Below are 23,242 nucleotides of genomic sequence, written 5' to 3' on the forward strand. Positions count from 1 at the left end.
TGTATGATGAGCAAGTAGCCAGCCCCTTCCCATGCCATGCTGAAAACACCTGCCGATTTCCGCCCCCTCCTGACCCTTCCCGACGATGCCGCACCCAGCACGCTGGTGCTGCACCGGGACAAGATACTGCTCGTGCAGGACGGCCTCGCGCTGCCCGCAACCCAGCTCCTGTCCGGCCTGCAGCTCGATCCCGGCGCGGCGCTGGCGCTGGGACAATGGCAGGGCGGCTACCTCAACTGCCAGTTGGTGGACAGCGACGCCGTTCCGCACGAAAGCCTGGCCTGGTTCGGCCTGCGTTCCCTGTTCGGCATCAAGGACGACGACTTCATCGGCATCGCGGGCCGCGCCCTTCAGCTGGCCGAATGGACGCGCACCCACCGCCATTGCGGCGTGTGCGCCGCGCCGATGCAGCGGCTGGGCGGCGAGCGCGCCTTCAAGTGCCCGTCCTGCGGCTTCACCGCCTATCCCCGCATCTCGCCGGCCATGATGGTGCTGGTCCGCAAGGGCGACGCGGTCCTGCTGGCCCGCCACACCAACAGCCCCTACCAGCGCTTCACGGCGCTGGCCGGCTTCCTGGAAGCGGGCGAGTCGGTGGAAGAAGCGGTGCACCGCGAGGTGTATGAAGAAGTCGGCCTGCGCGTCCACAAGCTGAAGTACTTCGGCAGCCAGAGCTGGCCCTTCCCGCACTCCCTGATGGTCGCCTTCACGGCCGACTACCTGGATGGCGAGATCCGCGTGGACGAAACGGAAATCGCCGAAGCCCGCTGGTTCGGCCCCGGCGACGACTTCCCCGACGTCCCGCCCGGCGTCTCCATCGCCAGCGCCCTCATCAACGCCCACCGCCCTGGCTGAGGCCGTGTCCACCCCGGGGTCAGACCCGAAAGTGGACACGGCCTCAGCTGTAGGGCGCAGGTGAGGCCGCCGGTTTTTCTGTATACTGGCCGCCACTTTTCAATTCAGGGTTCATCATGTCCAAAGACGCATTCACCGAAAAAGACTGGCGCCGCCTGCTCGAAAGCCTGGGCGAGGATCCGGACCGCGCCGGTCTGGCCGAAACGCCGCATCGCGTGGCGAAGGCATGGCAGCATTGGACTTCCGGCTATCACCAGGACCCTGTCGAACTGCTGAAAGCCTTCGAAGACGGCGCCGAGGAGTACAACGAGCTGATCGTGGTGCGCAATATCCCGGTCTACAGCCACTGCGAACACCACCTCGCCCCCTTCTTCGGCAAGGCCACCGTCGGCTATCTGCCGAACGGCAAGATCGTCGGCCTGTCCAAGCTGACCCGCCTGGTGGACTGCTTCGCCAAGCGCCTGCAGGTGCAGGAACGCATGACGGTGCAGATCGCCAATACACTGATGGAAGTGCTGGAGCCGAAGGCCGTGGGCGTGGTGGTGAAATGCCGCCACATGTGCATGGAAAGCCGCGGCATCCGCACGCCGGGCGAGGAAACCATCACCTCCGCCATGCTGGGCGAACTGCAGCCGAACCTCGCGCTGCGCACCGAGTTCCTGGCGCTGGCGCGGGACTGAGCGATGGCGGGTGCGATCGAGTGGCATGGCGGTGATTTCGACGCCGCGCTGGCGCTGGCCCGCTCCAGCGGCCGTGCGTTGTTCCTGTATTGGGGGGCGGCCTGGTGCCCGCCCTGCAACCGCGTGAAATCGGAAATCTTCTCACGGCCCGAATTTGCGGCGCGCATGAAGACCCTGCTGCCGTTCTGGCTGGACGGCGACGCCGCGGGCGCCCAGGCGCTGGCCGAACGCCTGCGGTTGCGCAGCTACCCCACGCTGGTGCTGTTCACGCCCGGCGGACGCGAAGTGACGCGCCTGCCCTGCGAGCTGGATGGCGAACTCTTCATCGACGCCCTCGACGCCGCGCTGGACGCGTCGCGCTCCGCCGCCGAATCGCTGCAGGCCGCACTGGATGGCAGCCGCGCGCTGTCGTCCGAAGAATGGACGCTGCTGTCCCAATATTCCTGGGATACCGATGAGGACATGATCCTCGCCGGCCGCGACCTCGGCGCCACGCTGCACGCGCTGGCCGCCGCCAGCACGGATGCCAAAGCCGCCGTGCGCCTGCGCCTGCACGCCCTGGTCGCCACCGCTGCGGCCGGTATCGATGCCGCTTTCGTGCGGCAGGTCTGCGCCGATGCCGCCAGTGCGCGCGCCAATATGGACATCTTCGGCAACAGCGGCCACCTGCTGGTGCGCGCCGCCGGAACGCAGCAGGCGCCCCTGGCGCAGGCCATGGCCGCCGCCGCGCAGCAATGGGCAGGCGACACCTGGCTGTCCGCGCCCGACCGCCTCACGGCCACCCGCCTGCAGGCCCGCATGGCCCGCCTTGGCTACGAAGCGCCCGCCATTGCCGCCCGGGTGCGCGAGGCCGTCGCCCAGGCCCTGGCCGAAGCCGACGGCCCCTACCAGCGCCACACCACGGTCAACACCGCCGCCAGCGCCCTGAACGACGCCGGCCTGCATGCCGAAGCGGAAGCGCTGCTGAAAGCCGAGCTGCCCGCCTCCCATTCGCCTTACTACTTCATGCTGAGCCTGGCCGCCAGCGCCAAACGGCGCAACGACAGCGCCGCCGTGCTGGACTGGTACGAGCAGGCCTGGCGCGGCGCCGTTGGCCCGGCCACCCGCCTGCAATGGGGCGCCACCTATCTGCTGGCGCTGGCCGACTTTGCGCCGCAGGACCAGCCCCGCAGCGAAGCGGCGGCCGAAGGCATCCTGCGGGACTTGCAAGAGGCCGGTGGCATCCACCAGCGCAACCGCACCCAGGCCCAGCGCATGCTCGCCCGCCTGCCGCAGTTGCAAGGGCCGCAGGCCCGCGCGCTGGAGGCGGCGGTACGATAGATCGGTTTTTCGAATGATTTTCTGCCGAAAATTGCGCTTTTTTATCTAAAAAGCGAGGGCTAACATGACTCCATCGAAAGCAATTCTTCTGGAGAACAACCATGCAAGCCAAAAAACTGATCGCTGCCGCTTCCCTTTTCCTCGCCGCCGGCGCTGCCCTGGCGGATGGCAAAACCCGTGAACAGGTCGTTGCGGAAGTCTACGCCGCCCGCGCCGCCGGCCTGCTGGATGTAACGGAAGCCAATTTCCCCGCCATTCCGCAAACGCCGTCGACCCTGACCCGCGAGCAGGTGCGCGCCGAAACGCTGCAGGCCATCGCGGACGGCACCGTGGGCCAGACCGAGGCCGACTACCCCCGCATCGCCACCCAGGCTTCCGGGCTGAGCCGCGAACAGGTGAAAGCGGAGGTGCTGGCCGCACGCGCGGCCGGGCTGCTGGACCAGAATGAAGTGAACTACCCGCGCGACGACAGCAGCTTCCGCCGTCCGAAGGTGGATGCCCGCCTGCAGGCGCAGGCTGCCTCGCCGCAGAACCAGCAATAAGTCTAATTGGAAGCCGCAGGCTGCGCCGGCGCCGCTTCGGCGGGCGCAGCTTCGGCCGGCACTGGCTGCGCCGGTGCGGCCTCCGCCGGGGGCGCCGCCGCTTCGGCCGGGGTGGCAATCTCCGGCGCCGCTTCGAACGCCATGCGTTCGTGATCGGCCCTGAACACGCCAATCTTCTGTCCTGCCGGATCGCCGCCCTCGCCAGTCAGCGAACAGCCGGTGGTTTCCACCTGCCACACCCGCTGGCCTGCGCGCAGGCTCCACTGGTTATCGCCCGACGCAAACAGCTCCACCGAGTTTTCCTCCAGCGGCATGTCGCCCAGCGGAATCTGGCGCTGGCATTCCGGCAGGCGCGAGGCCATCAGCGTATAGCGCGCCTCCTCGCTCCAGAAATATTCCTGCTGGCGGCGCACCGTCAGCGTGTGCTCCTGGCTGCTGTCCGCATAAAAGGTCGCGGAATCGTTGTAGCAGCCTGCCAGCAGCAGGGGGCACAGGAAGATCAGCAGCGGACGCATGGGAGAAGGGCGCGTTGTCATATTGCACCGATTATAGCGGCCTTATCCCGGCCCGCGCACGTTTGCATTCTGACAACTATGAAATATTGCGTATGAGCTAGACTTCTGTGTTCGATAACTCCGCCCAGCGTTTCCCCATGACCGGCCAACCTTCGCTCGACGATTCCAGTTTCAAACGCATCCTCCTCCGCAATATCACCCTGCCGCTGGCAGCCGGGGTCGTCACTGCCGGGGTCTTCGTGGCGGTATTTGCCTACCTGCTCAGTGCCATGAACTGGGTGGAGCATTCGGAGCGGGTCATCGGCAATGCACAGGAACTGCGCAAGCTCTCTGTTGACATGGAAACAGGCATGCGCGGTTTCCTGCTCACCGGCGACGAAGCCTTCCTGGCGCCTTACAAGCTGGCCAAGCCGAAGGTGCGGACCGGCATCGACACTTTGCTTCAGCTGGTGGCGGACAACCCTGTACAGGTAGATCGCCTGCGCAATATCGACGCCCAGCAAAAGCAGTGGAACCAGGTGGCCGACGACATGATCAGCTTGCGCCGCACCGGTGGCGACTACCTTACGCCCGTGCGCACCGGCCGCGGCAAGGTTGAGTTCGACGAAATGCGCACGCAGTTCCAGTCCTTTGTGGCCATGGAGGAACGCCTGCGCGCCGAGCGTTCAGCCGAAGCACGCGAGGTCACCTATGTCGTGGTCGCTTCCTTCCTCGGCATCAGCCTGGTGATCAGCGGCCTGCTCGCTTACTTCGGGCGCCGCGAGCTGATGCAGCTGTCCGGCATCTACAGCAAGGCCTTGCGCGAACAGAATGAACACGCCGAGCGCGTGCAGCTGCAGGCCTGGCTGCGCTCCGGCCAGAGCGAACTGGCGGAGCAGGGCATCGGCCAGCATGCGCTGCCGCTGCTGGCGGGCAGCATGCTGCAGTTCCTGAGCCGCTATCTCGGCGCTTCGGTGGGCGCGCTTTACGTGCGCGAACCGGATGGCCTGCTGCGCCGCGTTGCAAGTTTCGGCATGAGCAGCGACGACGAGGCATACGGCCGCCTGGTCCAGGCCGGCGAAGGTGTGGTGGGCCAGGTTGCCGCCTCGCGCCGCATCATGACCCTGGACCGGCTGCCGCCGGACTATCTGCGCGTGGCCACGGCGCTGGGCAGCGCCGCGCCGCGCCATGTGATCGTGGCGCCGGTGGAGAGCGACGGTGAAGTGAACGGCGTGGTGGAACTGGGCTTCCTGAAGGAGGCAGGCGAGCGCGAAGCCGAGTTCCTGAAACTGGTGGCGAGCAATATCGGCACCGCCATCGAAGCCACGCTGGCGCGCTACCGCCTGCAGGAAGTGCTGGCCGAAACCCAGCAGCTGAACGAGGAACTGCAGGTGCAGCAGGAAGAACTGCGCACGGCCAACGAGGAGCTGGAAGAACAGTCGCGTGTGCTGGAAGAGTCGCAGGCCAGCCTGGAAAACCAGAAGGCCGAACTGGAACAGACCAATGAACAGCTGGCAGACCAGGCGCTGGCGCTGGACCAGAAAAACAGCGCCCTGAACGACGCGCGCCAGCAGCTGGAAGAACGCGCACGCGACCTGGAGCGCGCCAGCCAGTACAAATCGCAGTTCCTGGCCAATATGTCGCACGAGCTGCGCACGCCGCTGAACAGCTCACTGATCCTGGCCAAGCTGCTGTCGGAAAACGCACAGGGCAACCTGAACGAGGAACAGGTGCGCTTCGCGCAAACGATTTACTCCGCGGGCAACGACCTGCTCAACCTGATCAACGACATCCTGGACATCTCCAAGGTCGAAGCAGGCAAGCTGGAACTGGCGCCGGAAGACCTGCGCGTCGCGCAGGTGATCGAAGGCCTGGGCCGCACCTTCGAACCGCTGGCGCGCCAGAAGCAGCTGGACTTCGCCATCGACATCGCGCCCGGCATCCCGGAAACGATTTATACCGATTGCCAGCGCCTGGAACAGATCCTGAAAAACCTGCTGTCCAACGCCATCAAGTTCACGGACGAAGGCAAGATCCTGCTGCGTGTGGCGCCGGGCGCCGACGGCAAGCTGCTGTTCTCGGTGAAGGACTCCGGCATCGGCATCCGCGAGGACCAGCACGAAACCATCTTCGGCGCCTTCCAGCAGGCCGACGGCACCACCAGCCGCAAATACGGCGGCACGGGCCTCGGGCTCTCCATCTCGCGCGACCTCGCCACCCTGCTGGGCGGCGGCATTACGCTGGCCAGCACGCCGGGCCAGGGCAGCACCTTCACGCTGGCGCTGCCGGTGCAATGGACGGCGCCGGCGGCGGAACAGCGCACCGGCACCCTGAGCGCCGAGCCGCCGGCCCAGCCTGCGCCGCTTCCCTTGCCGCCGGCCGCGCAGCCGGAGACTGCCGCCGCACCGGCGCCGCAGCAGCCGCGCCCCTTCGACGATGACCGCAACAGCGCGCCGCCGCCGGAGCGCACGGTGCTGGTGATCGAAGACGAACCGGCCTTTGCCCGCATCCTGTACGACCTGGCGCACGAAATGGACTACCGCTGCCTGGTCGCCTTCGCGGCGGAAGAGGGCCTGCAGATGGCCGCGCAGTACCAGCCGCAGGCCATCCTGCTCGATATCCGCCTGCCGGACCGTTCCGGCCTCTCGGTGCTGCAGCTGCTGAAGGACAATCCGCGCACCCGCCACATTCCGGTGCACGTGGTATCGGCTTCGGATGCCGGCGAGGCTGCGTTGCACATGGGAGCCGTCGGCTTCGCGCTGAAACCCACCACCCGCGAAGAGCTGCTGGATGTGTTCTCACGCCTGGAGCAGAAGTTCACGCAGAAGATCAAGCGCATCCTGCTGGTGGAAGATGATGCACGCCAGCGCGACAGCGTGGTGCAGCTGATCTCGGATGAAGACATCGAGATCAATGCCGTGGAGTCGGGCGCCGAAGCGCTGGCGCTGCTTCGCACCACCATCTTCGACTGCATGATCATCGACCTCAAGCTGCCGGACATGCAGGGCAACGAGCTGCTGGAGCGCATGGCGCATGAGGAAATTGCCTCCTTCCCGCCGGTGATCGTGTACACCGGCCGCAACCTCACGCGCGCCGAGGAAGCGGACCTGCACAAGTATTCGCGCTCCATCATCATCAAGGGCGCCCGCTCGCCGGAACGCCTGCTGGATGAAGTGACGCTGTTCCTGCACAAGGTGGAATCCGAGCTGTCCAGCGAGCGCCAGACCATGCTGAAAACGGTGCGCAGCCGCGACCGCGTGTTCGAAGGCCGCCGCATCCTGCTGGTCGATGACGACGTGCGCAATATCTTCGCCCTCACCAGCGCGCTGGAACAGAAAGGCGCCATCGTGGAAATCGGCCGCAACGGCTTCGAGGCGCTGGAAAAACTCAATACCGTGCAAGATATCGACCTGGTGCTGATGGACGTGATGATGCCGGGCATGGACGGCCTGGAAGCGACGCGCCGCATTCGTGCCGACAGCCGCTTTGTGCGGCTGCCGGTCATCGCCATCACCGCCAAAGCCATGAAGGACGACCAGGAGCAGTGCCTGGCCGCCGGCGCGAACGACTACCTGGCCAAACCGATTGACCTGTCGCGCCTGTATTCGCTGCTGCGGGTGTGGATGCCCGCGATGGACCGCATCTGATAGCGAAACCCCATGACGCATAAGCCTCCTCACAGCGATACCGACATCGAGCTGAAAATGCTGATGGAGGCAATCTACCTGAAATACAGCTACGACTTCCGTGACTACACGGGCGCATCGCAGAAGCGCCGCGTGCTGCACGCCATGCGCGAAATGGGCTGCGCCACCATTTCTCAGCTGCAGTCGCGCGTGCTGCATGAACCCTCCGCCTTCAGCGAACTGCTGCAGTTCCTCACCATTCCCGTGACGGAGATGTTCCGCGACCCCAGCTACTACGCTGCCCTGCGCGAGCATGTGCTGCCGGTACTGAGCACCTATCCCTCGCTGAAAATCTGGGTGGCGGGCTGCAGCACCGGGGAAGAAGTGTTTTCGCTGGCGATCCTGCTGAAGGAGGAAGGCCTGCTGGAGCGCAGCATCATCTACGCCACGGACATCAACCCGCAGTCGCTGGAGAAGGCAAAGAAGGGCGTGTTCGCGCTGGATAATATGCGCGCCTATACGGAGAACTACCAGGCCAGCGGCGGCAGGCGCGCCTTTTCCGACTATTACACGGCGGCCTATAACGCGGCCCTGTTCGACCGCTCGCTGTGCGAGAACGTGACCTTTGCCGACCATAGCTTGGCCACGGACGCCGTGTTCGCCGAAACGCAGTTCATCAGCTGCCGCAACGTGATGATCTACTTTAAGAAGCGCCTGCAGGAGCGCGCCCTGGGCCTGTTCCACGAGTCGCTGTGCCACCGTGGCTTCCTTGGCCTGGGCAGCAAGGAGAGCATCGACTTCTCCGTCTACGGTCCGCGCTTCGAAGCGGTGGTGAAGCGCGAACGCCTGTTCAGGAAACTGTGATGGACACGCAGCCATCGCTCGATACGGCTTTGCAGGGCCGCGCGATTGAAGCGGTGGTGATTGGCGCATCCGCCGGCGGCGTGAATGCGCTGCTGGAAATCCTGCCCGCCCTTTCAAAAGATTATCCCTGTCCCATCGTGACAGTGCTGCACGTGCTCAAAGGGCGCCAGAACCAGCTGGCCGACGTGTTCCAGCAACGCCTGCAGATGGCGGTGCGCGAAGCGGGCGACAAGGATGAGCTGCTTCCCGCTACGCTCTACTTTGCGCCACCCGGTTATCATTTGCTGGTAGAGGCGGACCGCATATTCTCACTGAGCTGCGACCCGCCCATCTACTTCGCGCGCCCCGCCATCGACGCCACCATGGAGTCCGCGGCCGATGCCTACGGCGGGCGCCTGCTCGGCATCCTGCTCACCGGCGCCAATATGGATGGCGCGGAAGGCCTGGCCGCGATCGGCAAGGCGGGTGGCCTGACGGTGGTGCAGGATCCTGAGGAAGCCCAGGTGCCGATCATGCCGAAAGAGGCGATTCTTGCACGTAAGCCCGACCTGGTGCTGCCGCTGGCGGAGATTCGCCGCCTGTTGTTGATGCTGGAGATGAAGCGATGATGAAGGAAGCGACCAAGCTGCTGATTGTGGATGACCTGGCAGAGAACCTGCGCGCGCTGAACGCCATCATCCGCGCGGACGACCGTGCCGTCTACCAGGCCACGAGCGGTGAGGAAGCGCTGGCGCTGCTGCTCGAACATGATTTCGCACTGGCGATTCTCGACGTGCAGATGCCGGGCATGGACGGCTTCGAGCTGGCGGAGCTGATGCGCGGCACCGACAAAACGCGGCACATTCCGATTGTCTTCGTCAGCGCGGCGGGGCGTGAGCTGAACTACGCCTTCAAGGGCTATGAAACGGGGGCCGTCGATTTTCTTTACAAGCCGCTCGATCCCGATGCGGTGAAGAGCAAGGTCAATGTATTCGTGGACCTGCACTGCCAGCGCCAGGAGATCCGCCGCCGGGCCGAGGAGCAGGAGGCGCTGGTCGGGCAGCTGAACGCCACGCAGGACGAACTGCGCCGCGCACTGCGCATGCGCGACGAGTTCATGTCCATGGTGGCGCACGAACTGCGCACGCCCCTGAACACCCTCTACCTGGAAACGCAGATGCGCAAGCTGCAGCTCGACCGCGGCAATATGGCGGCCTTCGACGCCCCGCAGCTGCAGCGCATGGTGGCGCGCGACGACCGCCAGATCCAGGCCATGATACGCCTGATCGACGACATGCTCGACGTGTCGCGCATCCACAGCGGCATCCTGTCGATCCGCCCGTCCGCGGCCGAACTCGCGGGCCTGCTGCAAAGGCTGACGGAAGACCTGGCGCGGCAGGCTGCCGATGCAGGCAGCTCCATCAGGCTGCACGCTGCGCAGGCAGTCACCGGCTGGTGGGATGAATTCCGCATCGAACAGGTCATCATCAACCTGCTGACCAATGCCTTGCGCTACGGCGGCGGCAAGCCCATCGAAGTTCGGCTCGCCGCAGACAGCAAGGAGGCCCGTGTGCAGGTCATCGACCAGGGCGCGGGCATTCCGGAGGATATGCTGCCGCGCATCTTCGAGCCGTATGAGCGGGGTCCCTCCAATGCGGCGCCGGCGGGGCTGGGCCTTGGGCTCTACATCTCGCGCCAGTTGGCGGAGGCCCATGGCGGCACGCTGACGGTGTGCAGCAAGCCTGGCGAAGGTTCCTGCTTCATGCTCACGCTGCCGCGCACCGAGGCGCCGCCGCCATGAACGGTAAGCTGCGCCGCGCGTCCCGCTAACGCCGGCGCCGTTCATGGACTACACTGAAGCCATGCGCCGGCGCGCTGCCGCCGGAGCGGAACGCTTGCATCCACATCAAGCCTTGAGGAGGGCGGACGTGAAGCGCGATTTGCCGGACGGCCTGGAACGCAGGGAATGGCTGCTGAAGCGAAACTGTTCGCTCACGCCGCGCCAGACCTTTGCCGCGTGGTCGCTGCTGATGGGACTTTCTTCCGGCGTCGGCGGCTTCTTCGCCTGGCACGGCGCCTGGTCCGTGCTGCTGTTCTCCGCGCTGGAAATGGGGGCCGTCTCGGCCGCTTTCCTGATCTACTGCCGCCATGCGGCCGACCATGAGCACATCGTGCTGGAAAACGGCAGCCTGCTCGTCGAGCAAGCCATCGGCGGCAAGGTGAACGCCACGCGCCTGGATCTGTACTGGACCCGCATGCAGGCCCCTGGCCCGAATCCCGGCCTGATCACGCTGGAAGCGCGGGGCGTGAAGGTGGAGGTTGGCGCCTGGCTGCCGGAAGCCAGGCGCCGCCAGTTCGCGCGCGAGCTGGGCGCGCAGCTGGCGGGCCGCTGACTAAGGCAGCGTGACGATTTCGGGATAGCTGCGCAAGGTGGACGCGAGTGCGTCGTTCGAGGCCGCGCCCTCGGACAGGTGCGCCGCAAAGAAGGCGCCCACCAGCGCCGCGCTCATGGCAATGCTGCGTTCCCCGCCGCCCGCGAAATCGCCGTGCTGCATGCCGCCCATGCGGGCCCGGAAGGGCGCCGCGGAGCGCCCGCAGGTATCCTTCCACACCGCTTCACGGCGCCGCTCGGACTTGCTGGCGCCCCAGCGTTCCAGCCAGCCGGTGGCCGATGGCGTTTCGCTCACCAGGTAGGCCAGCGGCTGGCGCGGACGCACCTGCTGCGCTTCGCCCACCAGGTCGCCGTCCAGGTTGATCACGGCGCGGATGGACGCATCGCCGCCCGCCGCCATCACGGCCGCGGCGCCGCCCAGCGAATGGCCGAACACCCCGTAGCCGCGGGTGTTGATGCGGCCGGCCAGGGGATTGTTGCGTTCGCGGTTCATCTTCTCCATGCGCCCGGCCATGGCGAAAATCTCCTGCATCATTGCCAGGTAGTCGCTGCTGCCGGCGCTGCGCGCCGGCGCCGAGGCGCGGATCGCGGCGACTACGAAGCCCTGGCTGGCCACGGCCTCCAGCAAGGCATCGTAGTCGCCCGCCACCTTGCCCATGCCGGGTGCGAAAACGAGGAAGGGGTAGCGGTCCGCCGGCCCGCTCAGCGGGTAGTACACAACGCCGTTATAGCGCCGCATGTTTTCCATCCACTCCGTGCGCAGCTGGCCGCTGGCGACCGGTTTAACCGTCGTCGCCCGCGCGCTGGCATGTAATGCAAGGCTGGCAATCAAAGCAAGTACGGTGCGTCGTTCCAAGATGTTCTCCCATCGTTGGACTCAGCATAGCAAGGCTTTCTTAAACAGGCTTGCAGCATGCGACAGACTGCATTCCTGCGGCACTGGAACGCAAAAAAACCTGCCGCCGGCGCGAACCGGAAGCAGGCAAAGGCTGGAGAAAAAAGTCGTTATAAAAGGTTTTCAGAAGCGGTAGCCGACGCCCACGCCAAACAGCACGGGATCGACCTTCACGCGGCTGGCTTTGGCGCCGCCGATCAGCACGTCGCTGCGCAGCTGCACCTTCTTCACATCCACGTTGAGGGACCAGTTCTTGTCAAGCTTTACATCGAAGCCCGCCTGCACCGCCAGGCCGAAGCTGTCGTGTTCCAGGCTGCCCTGGCCGCCGAGCAGCTTGTTCTTCGAGAAGGTGGTCCAGTTCAGGCCAAGGCCAACGTAAGGGCTGAACTGTTCGGCCGGCGTGAAGTGATATTGCGCAAGCAGGGTTGGCGGCAGGTGCTTGAAGGTGCCGATGGTTTTACCGTCCAGGTAAACGTCGTGCTTTTGCGGATAGGTCAGCACCAGCTCGGCCGCGACATGCGGCGTGAAGAAGTAGCTGATATCGACTTCCGGAATGGTTTTGCTGCTGACGGCGATGCGGTCCGCCGCGCCAGTGCCGCCCACCGGATCGGACTTGTCGGCCGGGTCGATGTGCACGGCGCGGGCCCGCACCAGCCATGGCGTGGACTCGGCGAATGCATTGGCGCCCATCAGGGCGGCGGTGGTGGCGATGACTGCAAGTACTGCGCGTTTCATGATGAATCCTCTCTCTTTTGATCAGTTTGCAGAGAGAAGTTTATTGATCAGGCACAATAAAAACTTTGATCTAAGTCAAAATTGCCGAGATGAACACATACTTTAAAAAAGCGGAGTAATATAGCCCCGCTCGACCCCCGGAAAATCCACTCTCAGGAGACAGGCATGAAGTTGAACGTCAATGGACAGGTACGTGATTTCGAGGCGGAGGAAGACACGCCGCTCCTATGGGTGCTCCGGGAACAGCTGGGGCTTACCGGCACCAAATACGGTTGCGGCATTGCGCAATGCGGCGCCTGCACCGTGCATATCGACGGTGAACCGACCCGCAGCTGCGTGCGCCCTGTCTCCACCGTGACTGCCGAACAGAAGATCGTCACCATCGAAGGCCTGTCGCCGGACGGCTCGCATCCCGTGCAGAAGGCCTGGGCCGCGCTGGACGTGCCGCAGTGCGGCTTCTGCCAGTCCGGCATGATCATGGCGGCCACCGCCCTGCTCAAGGAAAAACCGAAACCGACGGATGCCGATATCGATGCGGCGATGACCAACATCTGCCGCTGCGGCACCTATAACCGCGTGCGCAAGGCGATCCATGTGGTGGCGCGCGGCGGCGACCCGAAAACGGCCGGCCTGGCAATCGAGCATGTGGAAGGGAGCAAAGCATGAGCGCCGTTCCCGCATCCCCATCGCGCCGTTCCTTCCTCGGCCGCTCCACCGCTGCTGCGGCCGGCCTGATGTTCGGCTTCCACATTCCTTTCGACGCCATGGCGCAGGGTGCGCAGGCGCCGGAGATCAATGCCTGGGTAGTGGTCAAGCCGGACGACACCATCATCATCCGCATCGCCCGTTCCGAAATGGGCCAGGGCACGCTGACCGGGCTCGCCCAGCTGGTGGCGGAAGAACTGGATGCCGACTGGAGCAAGGTAACAACCGAATATCCAACCCCGGGCGCCAACCTGGCCCGCAACCGCGTGTGGGGCAGCTTCTCCACTGGCGGCAGCCGCGGTGTGCGCGAATCGCACGAGTACGTGCGCAAGGGCGGCGCTGCGGCGCGTACGATGCTGGTGCAGGCCGCCGCCGCGCAGTGGAACGTGCCAGCCACGGAGTGCATCGCCGCGGCCAGCGTCATCACGCACACGCCGAGCGGCCGCAAACTGAGCTACGGCCAGGTCGCGGATGCCGCCGGCAAGCTGCAGGCGCCGGCGGCTGCCGACATCAAGCTGAAAGATCCAAAGGACTGGAAGATCGCCGGCAAGCGCCTGGCCCGCCTCGATACCGTCGACAAGACCACGGGCAAGCAGATCTACGGCATGGACCTCACAATGCCGGGCATGCTGAACGCTGCCATCAAGGACTGCCCGGTCTTCGGCGGCAAGGTCAAGAGCTTCAATGCGGATGCCATCAAGGGCAAGCCGGGTGTGAAGAAGGTGCTGCAGGTCGGCGACAGCGCGGTCGCCGTGGTGGCCGACACCTGGTGGCGCGCCCGCACGGCGCTGGATGCGCTGCCGATTGAATGGGACTTCGGCGAGAACGTCAAAACCTCCAATGCCGACGTGGAGGCCATGATGAAGGAGGGCCTTACTGCCGCGCAGGCCGCGGTGGGCAACTCGAACGGCGATGTGAAAGCGGCGCTGGCCGGCGCAGCACGCAAGATCGAAGCGGTGTATTCGTATCCGCACCAGAACCACGCCACGATGGAAACAATGAACGCCACCGCGCGCTGGACGCCGGAACGTTGCGAGGTATGGACGCCTACACAGAACGGCGAAGCGGCGCTGGCGGCGGCGACCGAGGCGGCAGGCCTGTCCCAGAAACAGTGCGAGGTGTACAAGATCCACCTGGGCGGCGGCTTCGGGCGGCGCGGCGCCACGCACGACTGGGTGCGCCAGGTGGTGCTGATCGCGAAAGAGATGCCCGGCACTCCGGTAAAGCTGATCTGGACCCGCGAAGAAGACATGACGCACGGCCGCTACCATCCAAGCACGCAGTGCAAGTTCACCGCAGGACTGGATGCGAAGGGCAACCTCACCGCGCTGCATATGCGCATTTCCGGCCAGTCGATCCTGGCGGGCCTGAATCCGGCGGCCATCAAGGAAGGCAAGGATCCCGTGGTATTCCAGGGCCTGAATGCACCGGGCCCCGAGGCATCGATCGGCTACACGGTGCCTAACCTGCTGGTCGACCACGCCATGCGCAATCCGCCGGTGCCGCCTGGCTTCTGGCGCGGCGTGAACCTGAACCAGAACGCAATCTACCTGGAATCCTTTATCGACGAGATCGCGCATGCCACGAAGCAGGATCCGCTGGCCTTCCGCCGCAAGCTGATGAAGGACAGCCCGAAACACCTGGCAGTGCTGAACGCCGTGGCCGCAAAAGTGGGCTGGGACAAGAAGCCGAAGAAAGGCGTGTACCGTGGACTGGCGCAGACCATGGGCTTCGGCAGCTATGTTGCCGCCTGCGCCGAAGTGTCGGTGAACAAGGACGGCAAGCTTAAGATCCACCGCATCGTTGCCGCGACCGATCCGGGCCACGTGGTGAATCCGCAGCAGGTCGAGGCGCAGATCGAAGGCTCCTTCGTGTACGGCCTTTCGGCCGCGCTGTACGGCGCCTGCACGCTGAAGGATGGGCGTATCGAACAGACCAACTTCGATACTTACCAGGTGCTGAAGATGGACGAGATGCCGGTGGTGGAATCGATCCTTATGCCGTCCGGCGGCTTCTGGGGCGGTGTTGGCGAGCCGACGATTGCGGTGGCTGCGCCGGCCGTGCTGAACGCCATCTTCGCCGCGACGGGCAAGCGTATCCGCGACCTGCCGCTGAAGAACCATAGCCTCAAGAAGGCCTGAGGCGGTGGGCAAGCTGGCTGGCGGCATTCTGGCGCTGGCCGGCCTGCTCGGCGCCGGCGCTGCGGCACAGCCGCTGCCGCTTGCGCGTGACGGCGGCATCGCCGAACGCCTGCCTGGCGCCGCCCCTGGCGATGCAGTGCGCGGGCGCGCCATCGTCGCCAGCCGCCAGGCGGGCCTTTGCCTGCTGTGCCACAGCGGCCCGATACCGGAGGAGCGCTTCCAGGGCAATCTTGCGCCGGACCTGTCCGGTGCAGGATTACGATGGACGGAAGCGCAGCTGCGCCTGCGCATTGCCGATTCAAGCCAGATCAACCCGGATACCATCATGCCGTCCTATTTCCGCAGCAAGGGCTTTACGCGTGTGGCGCCCGCCCAGCAAGGCAAGTCCATCCTCACCTCGCAGCAGATCGAGGATGTGGTGGCCTACCTGCAGACGCTTCGCGAGGCGCCATGACGCAGCGCCGCCAGATGCTTGCCGCCGGCCTTGGCCTCGCGCTGACGGCCGTCGTTCGCCCAGCCGCCGCAACACCGGAGAAAATGGCGGCGGCCATTGCAGCCTTCACCGGCAACAAGCTGCCGAAGGCGGGCCGTGTGCAGCTGGAGATCGCGAAAATCATCGATAACGGCAACACGGTGCCGGTGACGGTTATCGTCGACAGCCCGATGACGGCCGGCGACCACGTGACCGACATCGCCATCTTCAACGAGAAGAACCCGGAGACCGACGTTATCCGCTGCACGCTGGGTCCGCGTGCAGGCAAGGCGCAGGTATCCACCCGCATCCGCCTCGCCACCTCGCAGAAGCTGACGGCGGTGGCACGGATGAACGACGGCAGCTGCTGGCAGCAGACGGTGGACCTGATCGTTGCGCTTGCCGCCTGCCTGGAAGGCGAGGCCCTGTAATGGCGCGCGCCCTGATCCACATGCCGGCAAGCGCGAAGAAGGGCGAGATCATCGAGATCCGCGCCCTCATTGCACACCCGATGGAAACCGGCTACCGCCCCGGCGCCGATGGCAGGCCTTTGCCGCAGGACGTGATACGCCAGTTCAGCTGCAGCTACAACGGCGAACGCGTTTTCGCCGCCGAGCTGCATCCCGCCGTATCGGCCAATCCCTATATCGTCTTTTACACCATCGCCACCGAAAGCGGCACGCTGGAGTTCAGCTGGCAAGGCGACAAGGGCTTCGCCCAGACGGAGCGTATGGCGATTACGGTGAGCGGCTGATGCGCGCCACCCTGCTCCTTCTGGCATGCTGCTTCGCCGCGCAGGCGCAGGACTTGCGCAAGTCCGGCACGGAATACATGAGCGAATCCACCCGCGCCATGCAGCGCGACGACCTGCAGAACCCCGCCATGCTGTGGGTGGCGGGCGGCGAAACGCTGTGGAACAGCAAGGCAGGCAAGAGCGGCAAGAGCTGCGCGTCCTGTCACGGCGACGCAAAGCAGGGCATGCGCGGCGTGGCAGCCCGCTATCCCGCTTTCGACAAGGGCGCAGGGCGCGTGCTCAATCTCGGCCAGCGCATCAACCAGTGCCGTACCGGCGCGCAGCAGGCGCCCGCATTCCGCCATGAATCCGAAGAGCTGCTTGGAATGGAAGCCTATATCGCGCTGCAGTCGCGCGGCATGCCCCTGGCGCCGCCAGCGGATGCACAAACCCGCGCCTCCGCCGCACGTGGCGAGAAGCTGTTCAGCACGCGCATAGGCCAGCTCAATCTCTCCTGCGCGCAGTGCCACAGCGACAATGCGGGCAAGAGCCTGGCGGGCGCCCCTATTCCGCAGGGCCACGCCGCGGCCTACCCCATCTACCGCCTGGAATGGCAGGGCATGGGCAGCCTGCAGCGCCGCCTGCGCAATTGCATGAGCGGCGTGCGGGCCGAGGCGCCGCCGCTCGGTGCGCAGGACCTGGTAGACCTCGAAAGCTGGCTCGCCCTACGCGCACAAGGCATGCCGGTGGAATCGCCGGGCGTGCGCCCATGAAAGGACAGCAAGCAATGAGACTTCTTATTCCAACGATGCTGCTGCTGGCAGCCGGCGCGGTAAATGCGGCCGATGCCGTGCCTCATGCGGCCCGTCTCGCGGCCACCTGCGCCGCCTGCCATGGCACCAATGGCGCAACCGTCGGCACGGCCCTGCCGCGCATCGCAGGCCAGGGCCAGGATGTGCTGCTGGCGAAACTGCGCGCTTTCAAGGACGGCAGCGCGCAGGGCACGATCATGACGCAGATCGCCAAGGGATATACCGACGAGCAGCTCGAACAACTGGCGGCATGGTTCGCCGCGCAAAGCACACGGAGGTAGCATGGAACGCCGCAGATTCCTGCAAGCGGGCGCCATCGTATCGGCAGGCGCCATCACCGGATGCGCCACGGTAGCATTGCCAGCAAAGCCCCACGTCGTGATCATTGGCGGCGGCTACGGCGGCGCCACGGCCGCCAAATACGTGCGCATGTGGAGCGGTGGCGATATCGACGTTACGCTGATCGAGCCCAACGCCACATTCATCTCCTGCCCGCTCTCCAATCTGGTGCTCGGCGGTTCAAAGTCCATCGGCGACCTCACGCTGAGCTATGCGGGCCTTTCGCGCGAGCACGGCGTGCGCATTCTGCGGGACTCCGCGGTCGGCATCAATCCTGAGAAGCGCGCCGTGATCCTCTCCGGCGGAAGCATGGTGCTGTATGACCGCCTGATCGTGTCGCCCGGCATTGAATTCCTGTGGAACGAGCTGCCCGGCATGATGAGCTCCATCGCGCAGGACAAGGTGCTGCACGCATGGAAGGCGGGCGCGCAGACCATCGCATTGCGCGCCCAGCTCGACGCAATGCCGGACGGCGGAACCTATGCCCTGACCATCCCGCCGGCCCCCTACCGTTGCCCGCCCGGTCCGTACGAGCGGGCCTGCCAGGTAGCCTTCTACCTCAGCCGGCACAAGCCGAAATCCAAAGTGCTGGTGCTGGACGCGAACGAAGACGTGGTGTCGAAAGGTGCGCTGTTCAAACGCATCTGGAAAGAGCGCTACGCCGGCATCGTCGAATACCGCCCCAGCTTCCGTACCGTGGATGTGCACGCGGCCAGCAATACCGCCGTCTCCGAACTGGACGACAAAGTGCAGGCCGACGTGCTGAACGTGATTCCGCCACATCGCGCAGGCGCCATAGCGGCCCAGACCGGCCTCGCCAAAACCGGCCAGCGCTGGTGCGAAGTCGACTTCCGCACCTTCGAATCGACGCAGGCAAGGAATGTCCACGTGATCGGCGACGCCATCCTCGCGGCGCCGCTGATGCCCAAGTCCGCGCACATGGCGAACCAGCATGCCAAGGTCTGCGCTGCCGCTGTGGTGGACCTGCTCAGTGGCCGCGAGCCGGAAAGCCGGCCCATGCTCACCAACACCTGCTACAGCTTCGTCAGCGACAAGGAAGTGATCCACGTGGCCTCGGTGCACGCATATAACGAGGAAAAGAAAACGCTGCTCGTGGTGAGCGGTTCCGGTGGGGTCTCCGGCAGCGCGAGCGAACTGGAAGGCGTCTACGCCATGAACTGGGCGCGCAACATCTGGGCCGACTCGCTCGCCTGAGTCCTCAGCCCACGGCCTTGATAAAGGCGCTGATGACGGGCGCGTTGGTCAGGTCGATCAGGAAGCCGCCCGTGGGCGGCACAATGGTGGTGGCGCGCGGCGCAGGACCGCGCTGCCGCGTCATCGCATCCATCGCGGCGACTGCGGTGGCGGTTGAGCCGATGCCGTAGCCTGCCAGGCCGGCGGTGGCGACGCCTGCCTCATGGTCGCGTCCCAGCAATGGCCAAATCACCACCGCTGCAAACAGCAGCGTGATGGCCACGTTCACTGCCAGGATCATCAGCATCGGTCCCGCCACGCTGGCAAGATCCGCCAGGTTGAGCGATGCCAGTGTGACGGCCAGGAACAGTGGCAGCAGCACTGCCGCCCAGCGCGCGATGACGCCGCCATCCAGCCAGCGCCAGCCAGCGGCGTCATGGATGGCGCGTACGATGAAACCCAGCACCAGCGCGCCCATATAGGCGGGCAGCGCGAGACCCAGTTTATCCAGGCCGAAGCTCACCCAGGCGCCCGCCTTGATGCATACGGCGATCAGCAGGCCATGGAACACGGCGCTCTTGCCGAGTGCCGCGAGCGACCGGACATCGGCAATGAAGCTCGCCACAACCGGCTTTTCCGTGGCGCCGCCGGCTCCGCCCGCCTTCCGCTGCCCGCGCAGCAGCCACGCACCGAGCGGGCCAGCCAGCAGGGCGCCCGCAACGAGCCCGAAGGTTGCGGCGGAAGCACCGATAGCCGCGGCCGACGCAAGGCCGGCCTGTTCGAAACGCGGTGCGAATCCGAGCGCCGTACCGTGGCCGCCGACCAGCGTCAGCGAGCCGCAGGCAATGCCCAGCAGCGCCGGAGCGCCGATGGCGCCGGCAACCGCCCCACCGACGGCATTCTGCAGCACGGAGAGCACGGTGGTGCCGATCAGCAGCACGGCCAGCATGCGGCCGCCGCCCAGCAAGGTGCGCAATGGCGCACCAAGGCCAACGCAGGTGAAAAAGCCGATCAGCAGCGGCAGGTTCAGGTTCTTCGCAGGCCGGGCAAGCCATTCAGTATCCGGCGTTACGAGCCAGGTCCACCAGCCCTCGCTCACTTTGGAGCCGAAAGAGACCGTCACGCCGGAATACTGCAGCAACAGGCAGGCAAGGCTGAACAGCAGGCCGCCAACCACGGGAACGGGAATATTGAAGCGCGCCAGGACAGGCAGGCGGCGAAGCACGAACTCGCCAAGGAGCAGCACGGGAACAGCCAGCAGCAGCAAAAACCAGGGCGAAAAGGGTGCAGTCATTATTGTGGGCGTCTCACAGAATCAGGATCACACGATAGTCGTTCACATTGGTACGCGTTGGGCCAGTCACCAGCAGGTCGTCCAGCGCATGGAAGAAGCCATAGCCGTCGTTGCTGGCCAGGTGCTGCCTGGCGCTGACGCCTTTTGCCCCGGCGCGCACGGGCGTATCAGGCGTGAGGATAGCACCAGCGTTGTCTTCCGTGCCATCGATGCCGTCGGTATCGGCAGCCAGCGCGTAGGTGCCGGCCATTCCGTCCAGCTCAACGGCCAGCGAGGTAAGGAACTCGGCACAGCGTCCGCCACGCCCTTTGCCGCGTACCGTCACCGTACACTCGCCGCCGGAAATCAGCGCCACCGGCGGCCGCACCGGCTGCCCATGGATACGCACTTCGCGCGCCAGCGCTGCATAGACCTTCGCAACCTCGGAAGCTTCCCCCGTCACGGTGTCGCCCAGCACCATGGGCGCTATGCCGCGTTCAGAAAAGAACTGCGCGGCGGCCTGCAGGCTCTGGTGGGCGGTTGCAATCACCTTGATATCCGCTTTCTCGAATACCGGTTCGCCCGGCTTGGGCGTCTCGGCCACGTCGCCGCGCAAGCCCGCATCGAGGTGCGCCCGCACACTGGCTGGCAAGGCGATGGCGTTCCGCTGCAGGATATCCAGCGCATCCTGATAGGTACTCGCATCAGGGCAGGTAGGGCCGGAGGCAATCGCGCTGGGATCATCGCCGGTAACGTCGGAAATGACGAGCGTCGTCATCGGCGCCTTGCACACCGCAGCCAGCTGGCCGCCCTGAATTCTCGACAGGTGCTTGCGCACGATGTTGACGTCGGTGATCGGTGCGCCGCAATTCAGCAGCTGCTTCGTTACCTCGCGCAGCTCTGCGATGCTGATGCCCTCCGCAGGCAGCGACAGCAAGCTTGAGCCGCCGCCAGAAATCAGCGCAATCAGCCTGTCGTCCTCGCCCAGCTCCTGCACGGCGCACAGGATGTCCTGCGCGGCCTGTTCGCCAGCGGCATCCGGATAGGGATGCCCTGCTTCGACCACGGTAATGCGCTCCGTCGGCATGCCATGCCCGTAGCGCGTGACCACAAGCCCCGACAGCTCGGCGCCGGCAGGCCAGGCCAGTTCGGTAGCCCGCGCCATGCTTGCCGCAGCCTTGCCGGCTCCGATCACCAGGGTGCGGCCCTTGGGGGGCGAGGGCAGATGCGCCGCAACGATCCTCAGCGGATCGGCCGCGGCAACGGCTGCATGGAAACTGTCGGTCAGAAGCTGGCGGGGATCAGTCATGGCTATGGATCGCGGGAGTCAGGATTGGGAATTCAATACCGAGATAATAGGATGGCGGCGCGCTTGCCGCAAATCAAAACGACATCGGGTGCTGCATGTGACGATTGCCTACCCACGCCACAGGGAAGGCACGATGGACAAACTACTGCCCCACTATGAACAGGAACTAGGCATCCTTCGCCGCGCCAGCCAGCAATTCGCGGAGCGGCACCCCGCACTCGCCAAGGAATTGGGACTGGCCGCCGACTGCAGCGCCGATCCCGAAGTAGAACGCCTGCTGCAGTCCGTCGCACTGCTCAACGCCACAACCAGCCAGCGCATCGCCTCCGCACACGAGCAGCTGACGGCGGCGCTGCTGCGCAACACCAGGCCGCATGCCATCCGCACCTTGCCTTCCAGCGCGATTGCGCAGATTGATCTCAGCGGCGAAAAGTCCAGGAACATCACCCATGCATCATGCATTGAACGCGGCACCGAGTTCCGCGCGCTCACCGGCAACGAAGACTGCCGCTTCCGTAATGCTTTCGACTTGGTGCTGCTGCCCCTAACGATCGACACCTGCCGCTACAGCCAGTCGATAGACGTTCCATCGTCGCTGCAACTGCCCTCCCATTGTGCCGCAAGCATCGAATTAGGCATACGCACCACGGTGGCAGGTACGCCGCTTCATAAAAACTGCGCGGCGCCGCTGCGGCTCTATATTGACGCACCGCCGCAGCTCAGGGCCGCACTGTTCGAAGCCCTTTTCACACGAGCGATATCCATCTGCATCGAATCGCATGGCGCATGGAAGCTGCTGGACAATCTCCCATTCTCGCTGCCAGTGCTGCACGAAGACACCAGTCTCTTGCCGCCTCCGCTGGATCCGCTGGCCGAGTACTTCGCCTATCCGGACAAATTCGCCTTCCTGGATGTCGACCTGCCCGCACTGCTCCAGGCCTGCCCGCCACACGCCGAGCACCTGCGCGTCGTTATCGCCCTGCCGGACAAGCGCAACGCCGCTGTGGGCCGTGCACTGCTCGAGCTGAACGCTGCGCAGCTGAAGACGGGCTGTGCGCCGCTTATCAACCTGTATCCTCTGGCGGCGCTCCCGATGCGCCTCACGCCTGAACGGCACGAATACCAGCTGGAGCCGGCCGAGCGGTCCACACGGTCGTCGGCGCTGTACACGATCGACAGTGTCCGGCTTACCCGGAAAACCGGCGAAGCCTCCTGTGAACTGCCGTGCTACGACGGCACCAGCCACGCGAACTCAAACCTCTTCTGGCAACTGCGAACTGCCGGCGAAGAAAACTTCATCCGCTTGCTCGACAGCGACGGCCTGCCCGCGAGTTGCGACGGCGGCATCCTCTGCATCACGTTCACCGCAACGGACGGCGATGCGCCGCAGGCGTTGAAGACTGGACAGCCTGGCGGCAACCTGGCCGCCCGCAAAGGTAACGCCTGGCCTGTGCGCTTACTGCACCGGCCTACGGCGCCGCAGGTGAAATGGCCGGAACAGCAACAGCAATGGCAGCTGCTATCCCCGCCGCGGCTGCGCATTGACGATACCGCCGAAGCGTTGCGCGAAGTACTGCGGCTCCATGGCGGAACCCGTCAAGCCGCGCTGATTGACGCCATCCGCACAGTGCTTTACATGAGCACCTTCAGCTGGCATCAGGAAGATGGCAACAGCCGATATCTCCACGGCATGGCGGTCACAGTGCTCATTGACGAGCAGCGCGCGCCCGAGCACAGCATGTTCGTCTTCGCCACCCTGCTATCGCACTGGTTTCGCTACACCACCCGCGAAGGCAGCTTCACCCAGCTCACATTCCTCTCAGCCACCACCGGAGACGTGCTGGTGCGCTGCCAACCGCAAGCCGGCACCAGGCCGCTGATCTGA

General features: G+C 65.2%; 23 protein-coding genes. 18 read left to right on the plus strand and 5 right to left on the minus strand.

What is annotated here, in order from left to right; translation table 11 throughout:
* Positions 1-36 precede the first annotated feature (36 nt).
* The 4 genes from nudC to ACJRPG_RS23325 all read left to right on the plus strand — a co-directional run bounded on the left by nudC (position 37) and on the right by ACJRPG_RS23325 (position 3,394).
* The gene (nudC, locus tag ACJRPG_RS23310) at positions 37-852 is read left to right on the plus strand and encodes an NAD(+) diphosphatase (RefSeq protein WP_408002499.1); all 816 of its coding nucleotides are present in this window, start codon (positions 37-39) and stop codon (positions 850-852) included.
* Positions 853-968: 116 nt separating this feature from the next.
* Entirely contained in the window at positions 969-1,532 is a 564-nt protein-coding gene (folE, locus tag ACJRPG_RS23315; RefSeq protein ID WP_408002500.1) for a GTP cyclohydrolase I FolE, read from the plus strand.
* Positions 1,533-1,535: 3 nt separating this feature from the next.
* Positions 1,536-2,852 (plus strand): thioredoxin family protein, encoded by a 1,317-nt coding sequence (locus ACJRPG_RS23320; RefSeq protein ID WP_408002501.1) that lies wholly within the window; start codon positions 1,536-1,538, stop codon positions 2,850-2,852.
* Between the two features lie 101 nt (positions 2,853-2,953).
* Positions 2,954-3,394, plus strand: coding sequence for a DUF4148 domain-containing protein (locus tag ACJRPG_RS23325; protein WP_408002502.1), 441 nt, complete (start codon positions 2,954-2,956; stop codon positions 3,392-3,394).
* A 2-nt stretch (positions 3,395-3,396) separates the two neighbouring features.
* Here ACJRPG_RS23325 and ACJRPG_RS23330 read toward each other — a convergent pair whose 3' ends face one another.
* Complete coding sequence (locus tag ACJRPG_RS23330) at positions 3,397-3,909, minus strand: SH3 domain-containing protein (protein WP_408002503.1); 513 nt, start codon at positions 3,907-3,909, stop codon at positions 3,397-3,399.
* 137 nt (positions 3,910-4,046) lie between these two features.
* Between ACJRPG_RS23330 and ACJRPG_RS23335 the strand changes: the two genes are divergently transcribed.
* From ACJRPG_RS23335 to ACJRPG_RS23355, 5 genes are read left to right on the plus strand one after another with little or no spacing between them, the layout of a single operon-like run.
* A complete protein-coding gene (locus tag ACJRPG_RS23335; protein ID WP_408002504.1) occupies positions 4,047-7,535 on the plus strand; it encodes a response regulator in 3,489 nt (1,162 codons plus the stop codon).
* A gap of 12 nt (positions 7,536-7,547) precedes the next feature.
* On the plus strand, positions 7,548-8,378 hold the full coding sequence (locus ACJRPG_RS23340) for a CheR family methyltransferase (RefSeq protein WP_408002505.1): 831 nt from the start codon (positions 7,548-7,550) through the stop codon (positions 8,376-8,378).
* Positions 8,378-8,986, plus strand: a complete 609-nt coding sequence (locus ACJRPG_RS23345; RefSeq protein WP_408002506.1) for a chemotaxis protein CheB — start codon at positions 8,378-8,380, stop codon at positions 8,984-8,986. Before ACJRPG_RS23340 ends, ACJRPG_RS23345 begins: the two co-directional genes overlap by 1 nt.
* Complete coding sequence (locus ACJRPG_RS23350) at positions 8,983-10,158, plus strand: hybrid sensor histidine kinase/response regulator (protein WP_408002507.1); 1,176 nt, start codon at positions 8,983-8,985, stop codon at positions 10,156-10,158. The genes ACJRPG_RS23345 and ACJRPG_RS23350 overlap by 4 nt, the downstream gene beginning before the upstream one ends.
* A gap of 43 nt (positions 10,159-10,201) precedes the next feature.
* Complete coding sequence (locus tag ACJRPG_RS23355; protein ID WP_408002508.1) at positions 10,202-10,750, plus strand: DUF2244 domain-containing protein; 549 nt, start codon at positions 10,202-10,204, stop codon at positions 10,748-10,750.
* On the opposite strand, the gene ACJRPG_RS23360 is transcribed toward ACJRPG_RS23355, so the two are convergent.
* Positions 10,751-11,605, minus strand: a complete 855-nt coding sequence (locus tag ACJRPG_RS23360; protein WP_408002509.1) for an alpha/beta hydrolase — start codon at positions 11,603-11,605, stop codon at positions 10,751-10,753.
* Positions 11,606-11,767: 162 nt separating this feature from the next.
* Positions 11,768-12,379 carry an OmpW/AlkL family protein gene (locus ACJRPG_RS23365; RefSeq protein ID WP_408002510.1) on the minus strand — a complete coding sequence of 204 codons (612 nt, stop codon included), beginning with the start codon at positions 12,377-12,379 and terminating at the stop codon, positions 11,768-11,770.
* A 165-nt stretch (positions 12,380-12,544) separates the two neighbouring features.
* On the opposite strand from ACJRPG_RS23365, the gene ACJRPG_RS23370 reads away from it, so the two are divergent.
* From ACJRPG_RS23370 to ACJRPG_RS23405, 8 genes are read left to right on the plus strand one after another with little or no spacing between them, the layout of a single operon-like run.
* Positions 12,545-13,045: a (2Fe-2S)-binding protein gene (locus ACJRPG_RS23370; protein WP_408002511.1), complete on the plus strand. Its 501-nt coding sequence runs from the start codon at positions 12,545-12,547 to the stop codon at positions 13,043-13,045.
* Complete coding sequence (locus tag ACJRPG_RS23375) at positions 13,042-15,225, plus strand: xanthine dehydrogenase family protein molybdopterin-binding subunit (protein ID WP_408002512.1); 2,184 nt, start codon at positions 13,042-13,044, stop codon at positions 15,223-15,225. Before ACJRPG_RS23370 ends, ACJRPG_RS23375 begins: the two co-directional genes overlap by 4 nt.
* Before the next feature lie 4 nt (positions 15,226-15,229).
* Complete coding sequence (gene soxX, locus ACJRPG_RS23380) at positions 15,230-15,679, plus strand: sulfur oxidation c-type cytochrome SoxX (protein ID WP_408002513.1); 450 nt, start codon at positions 15,230-15,232, stop codon at positions 15,677-15,679.
* The gene (locus tag ACJRPG_RS23385; RefSeq protein WP_408002514.1) at positions 15,676-16,128 is read left to right on the plus strand and encodes a SoxY-related AACIE arm protein; all 453 of its coding nucleotides are present in this window, start codon (positions 15,676-15,678) and stop codon (positions 16,126-16,128) included. The genes soxX and ACJRPG_RS23385 overlap by 4 nt, the downstream gene beginning before the upstream one ends.
* Positions 16,128-16,451: a thiosulfate oxidation carrier complex protein SoxZ gene (gene soxZ / locus ACJRPG_RS23390; RefSeq protein ID WP_408002515.1), complete on the plus strand. Its 324-nt coding sequence runs from the start codon at positions 16,128-16,130 to the stop codon at positions 16,449-16,451. Before ACJRPG_RS23385 ends, soxZ begins: the two co-directional genes overlap by 1 nt.
* The gene (soxA, locus tag ACJRPG_RS23395; protein ID WP_408002516.1) at positions 16,451-17,203 is read left to right on the plus strand and encodes a sulfur oxidation c-type cytochrome SoxA; all 753 of its coding nucleotides are present in this window, start codon (positions 16,451-16,453) and stop codon (positions 17,201-17,203) included. Before soxZ ends, soxA begins: the two co-directional genes overlap by 1 nt.
* A 14-nt stretch (positions 17,204-17,217) precedes the next feature.
* Positions 17,218-17,523: a c-type cytochrome gene (locus ACJRPG_RS23400; protein WP_408002517.1), complete on the plus strand. Its 306-nt coding sequence runs from the start codon at positions 17,218-17,220 to the stop codon at positions 17,521-17,523.
* A gap of 1 nt (position 17,524) precedes the next feature.
* Positions 17,525-18,796, plus strand: coding sequence for an FCSD flavin-binding domain-containing protein (locus tag ACJRPG_RS23405; protein WP_408002518.1), 1,272 nt, complete (start codon positions 17,525-17,527; stop codon positions 18,794-18,796).
* Positions 18,797-18,800: 4 nt separating this feature from the next.
* On the opposite strand, the gene ACJRPG_RS23410 is transcribed toward ACJRPG_RS23405, so the two are convergent.
* Both ACJRPG_RS23410 and ACJRPG_RS23415 read right to left on the minus strand, forming a co-directional pair.
* The gene (locus tag ACJRPG_RS23410) at positions 18,801-20,069 is read right to left on the minus strand and encodes a sodium/glutamate symporter (RefSeq protein WP_408002519.1); all 1,269 of its coding nucleotides are present in this window, start codon (positions 20,067-20,069) and stop codon (positions 18,801-18,803) included.
* Positions 20,070-20,082: 13 nt separating this feature from the next.
* On the minus strand, positions 20,083-21,357 hold the full coding sequence (locus ACJRPG_RS23415; protein ID WP_408002520.1) for a glycerate kinase type-2 family protein: 1,275 nt from the start codon (positions 21,355-21,357) through the stop codon (positions 20,083-20,085).
* Positions 21,358-21,490: 133 nt separating this feature from the next.
* On the opposite strand from ACJRPG_RS23415, the gene tssF reads away from it, so the two are divergent.
* Entirely contained in the window at positions 21,491-23,242 is a 1,752-nt protein-coding gene (gene tssF / locus ACJRPG_RS23420; RefSeq protein ID WP_408002521.1) for a type VI secretion system baseplate subunit TssF, read from the plus strand.

Source organism: Pseudoduganella rhizocola (assembly GCF_045984285.3).
GTDB lineage: Bacteria > Pseudomonadota > Gammaproteobacteria > Burkholderiales > Burkholderiaceae_D > Rugamonas.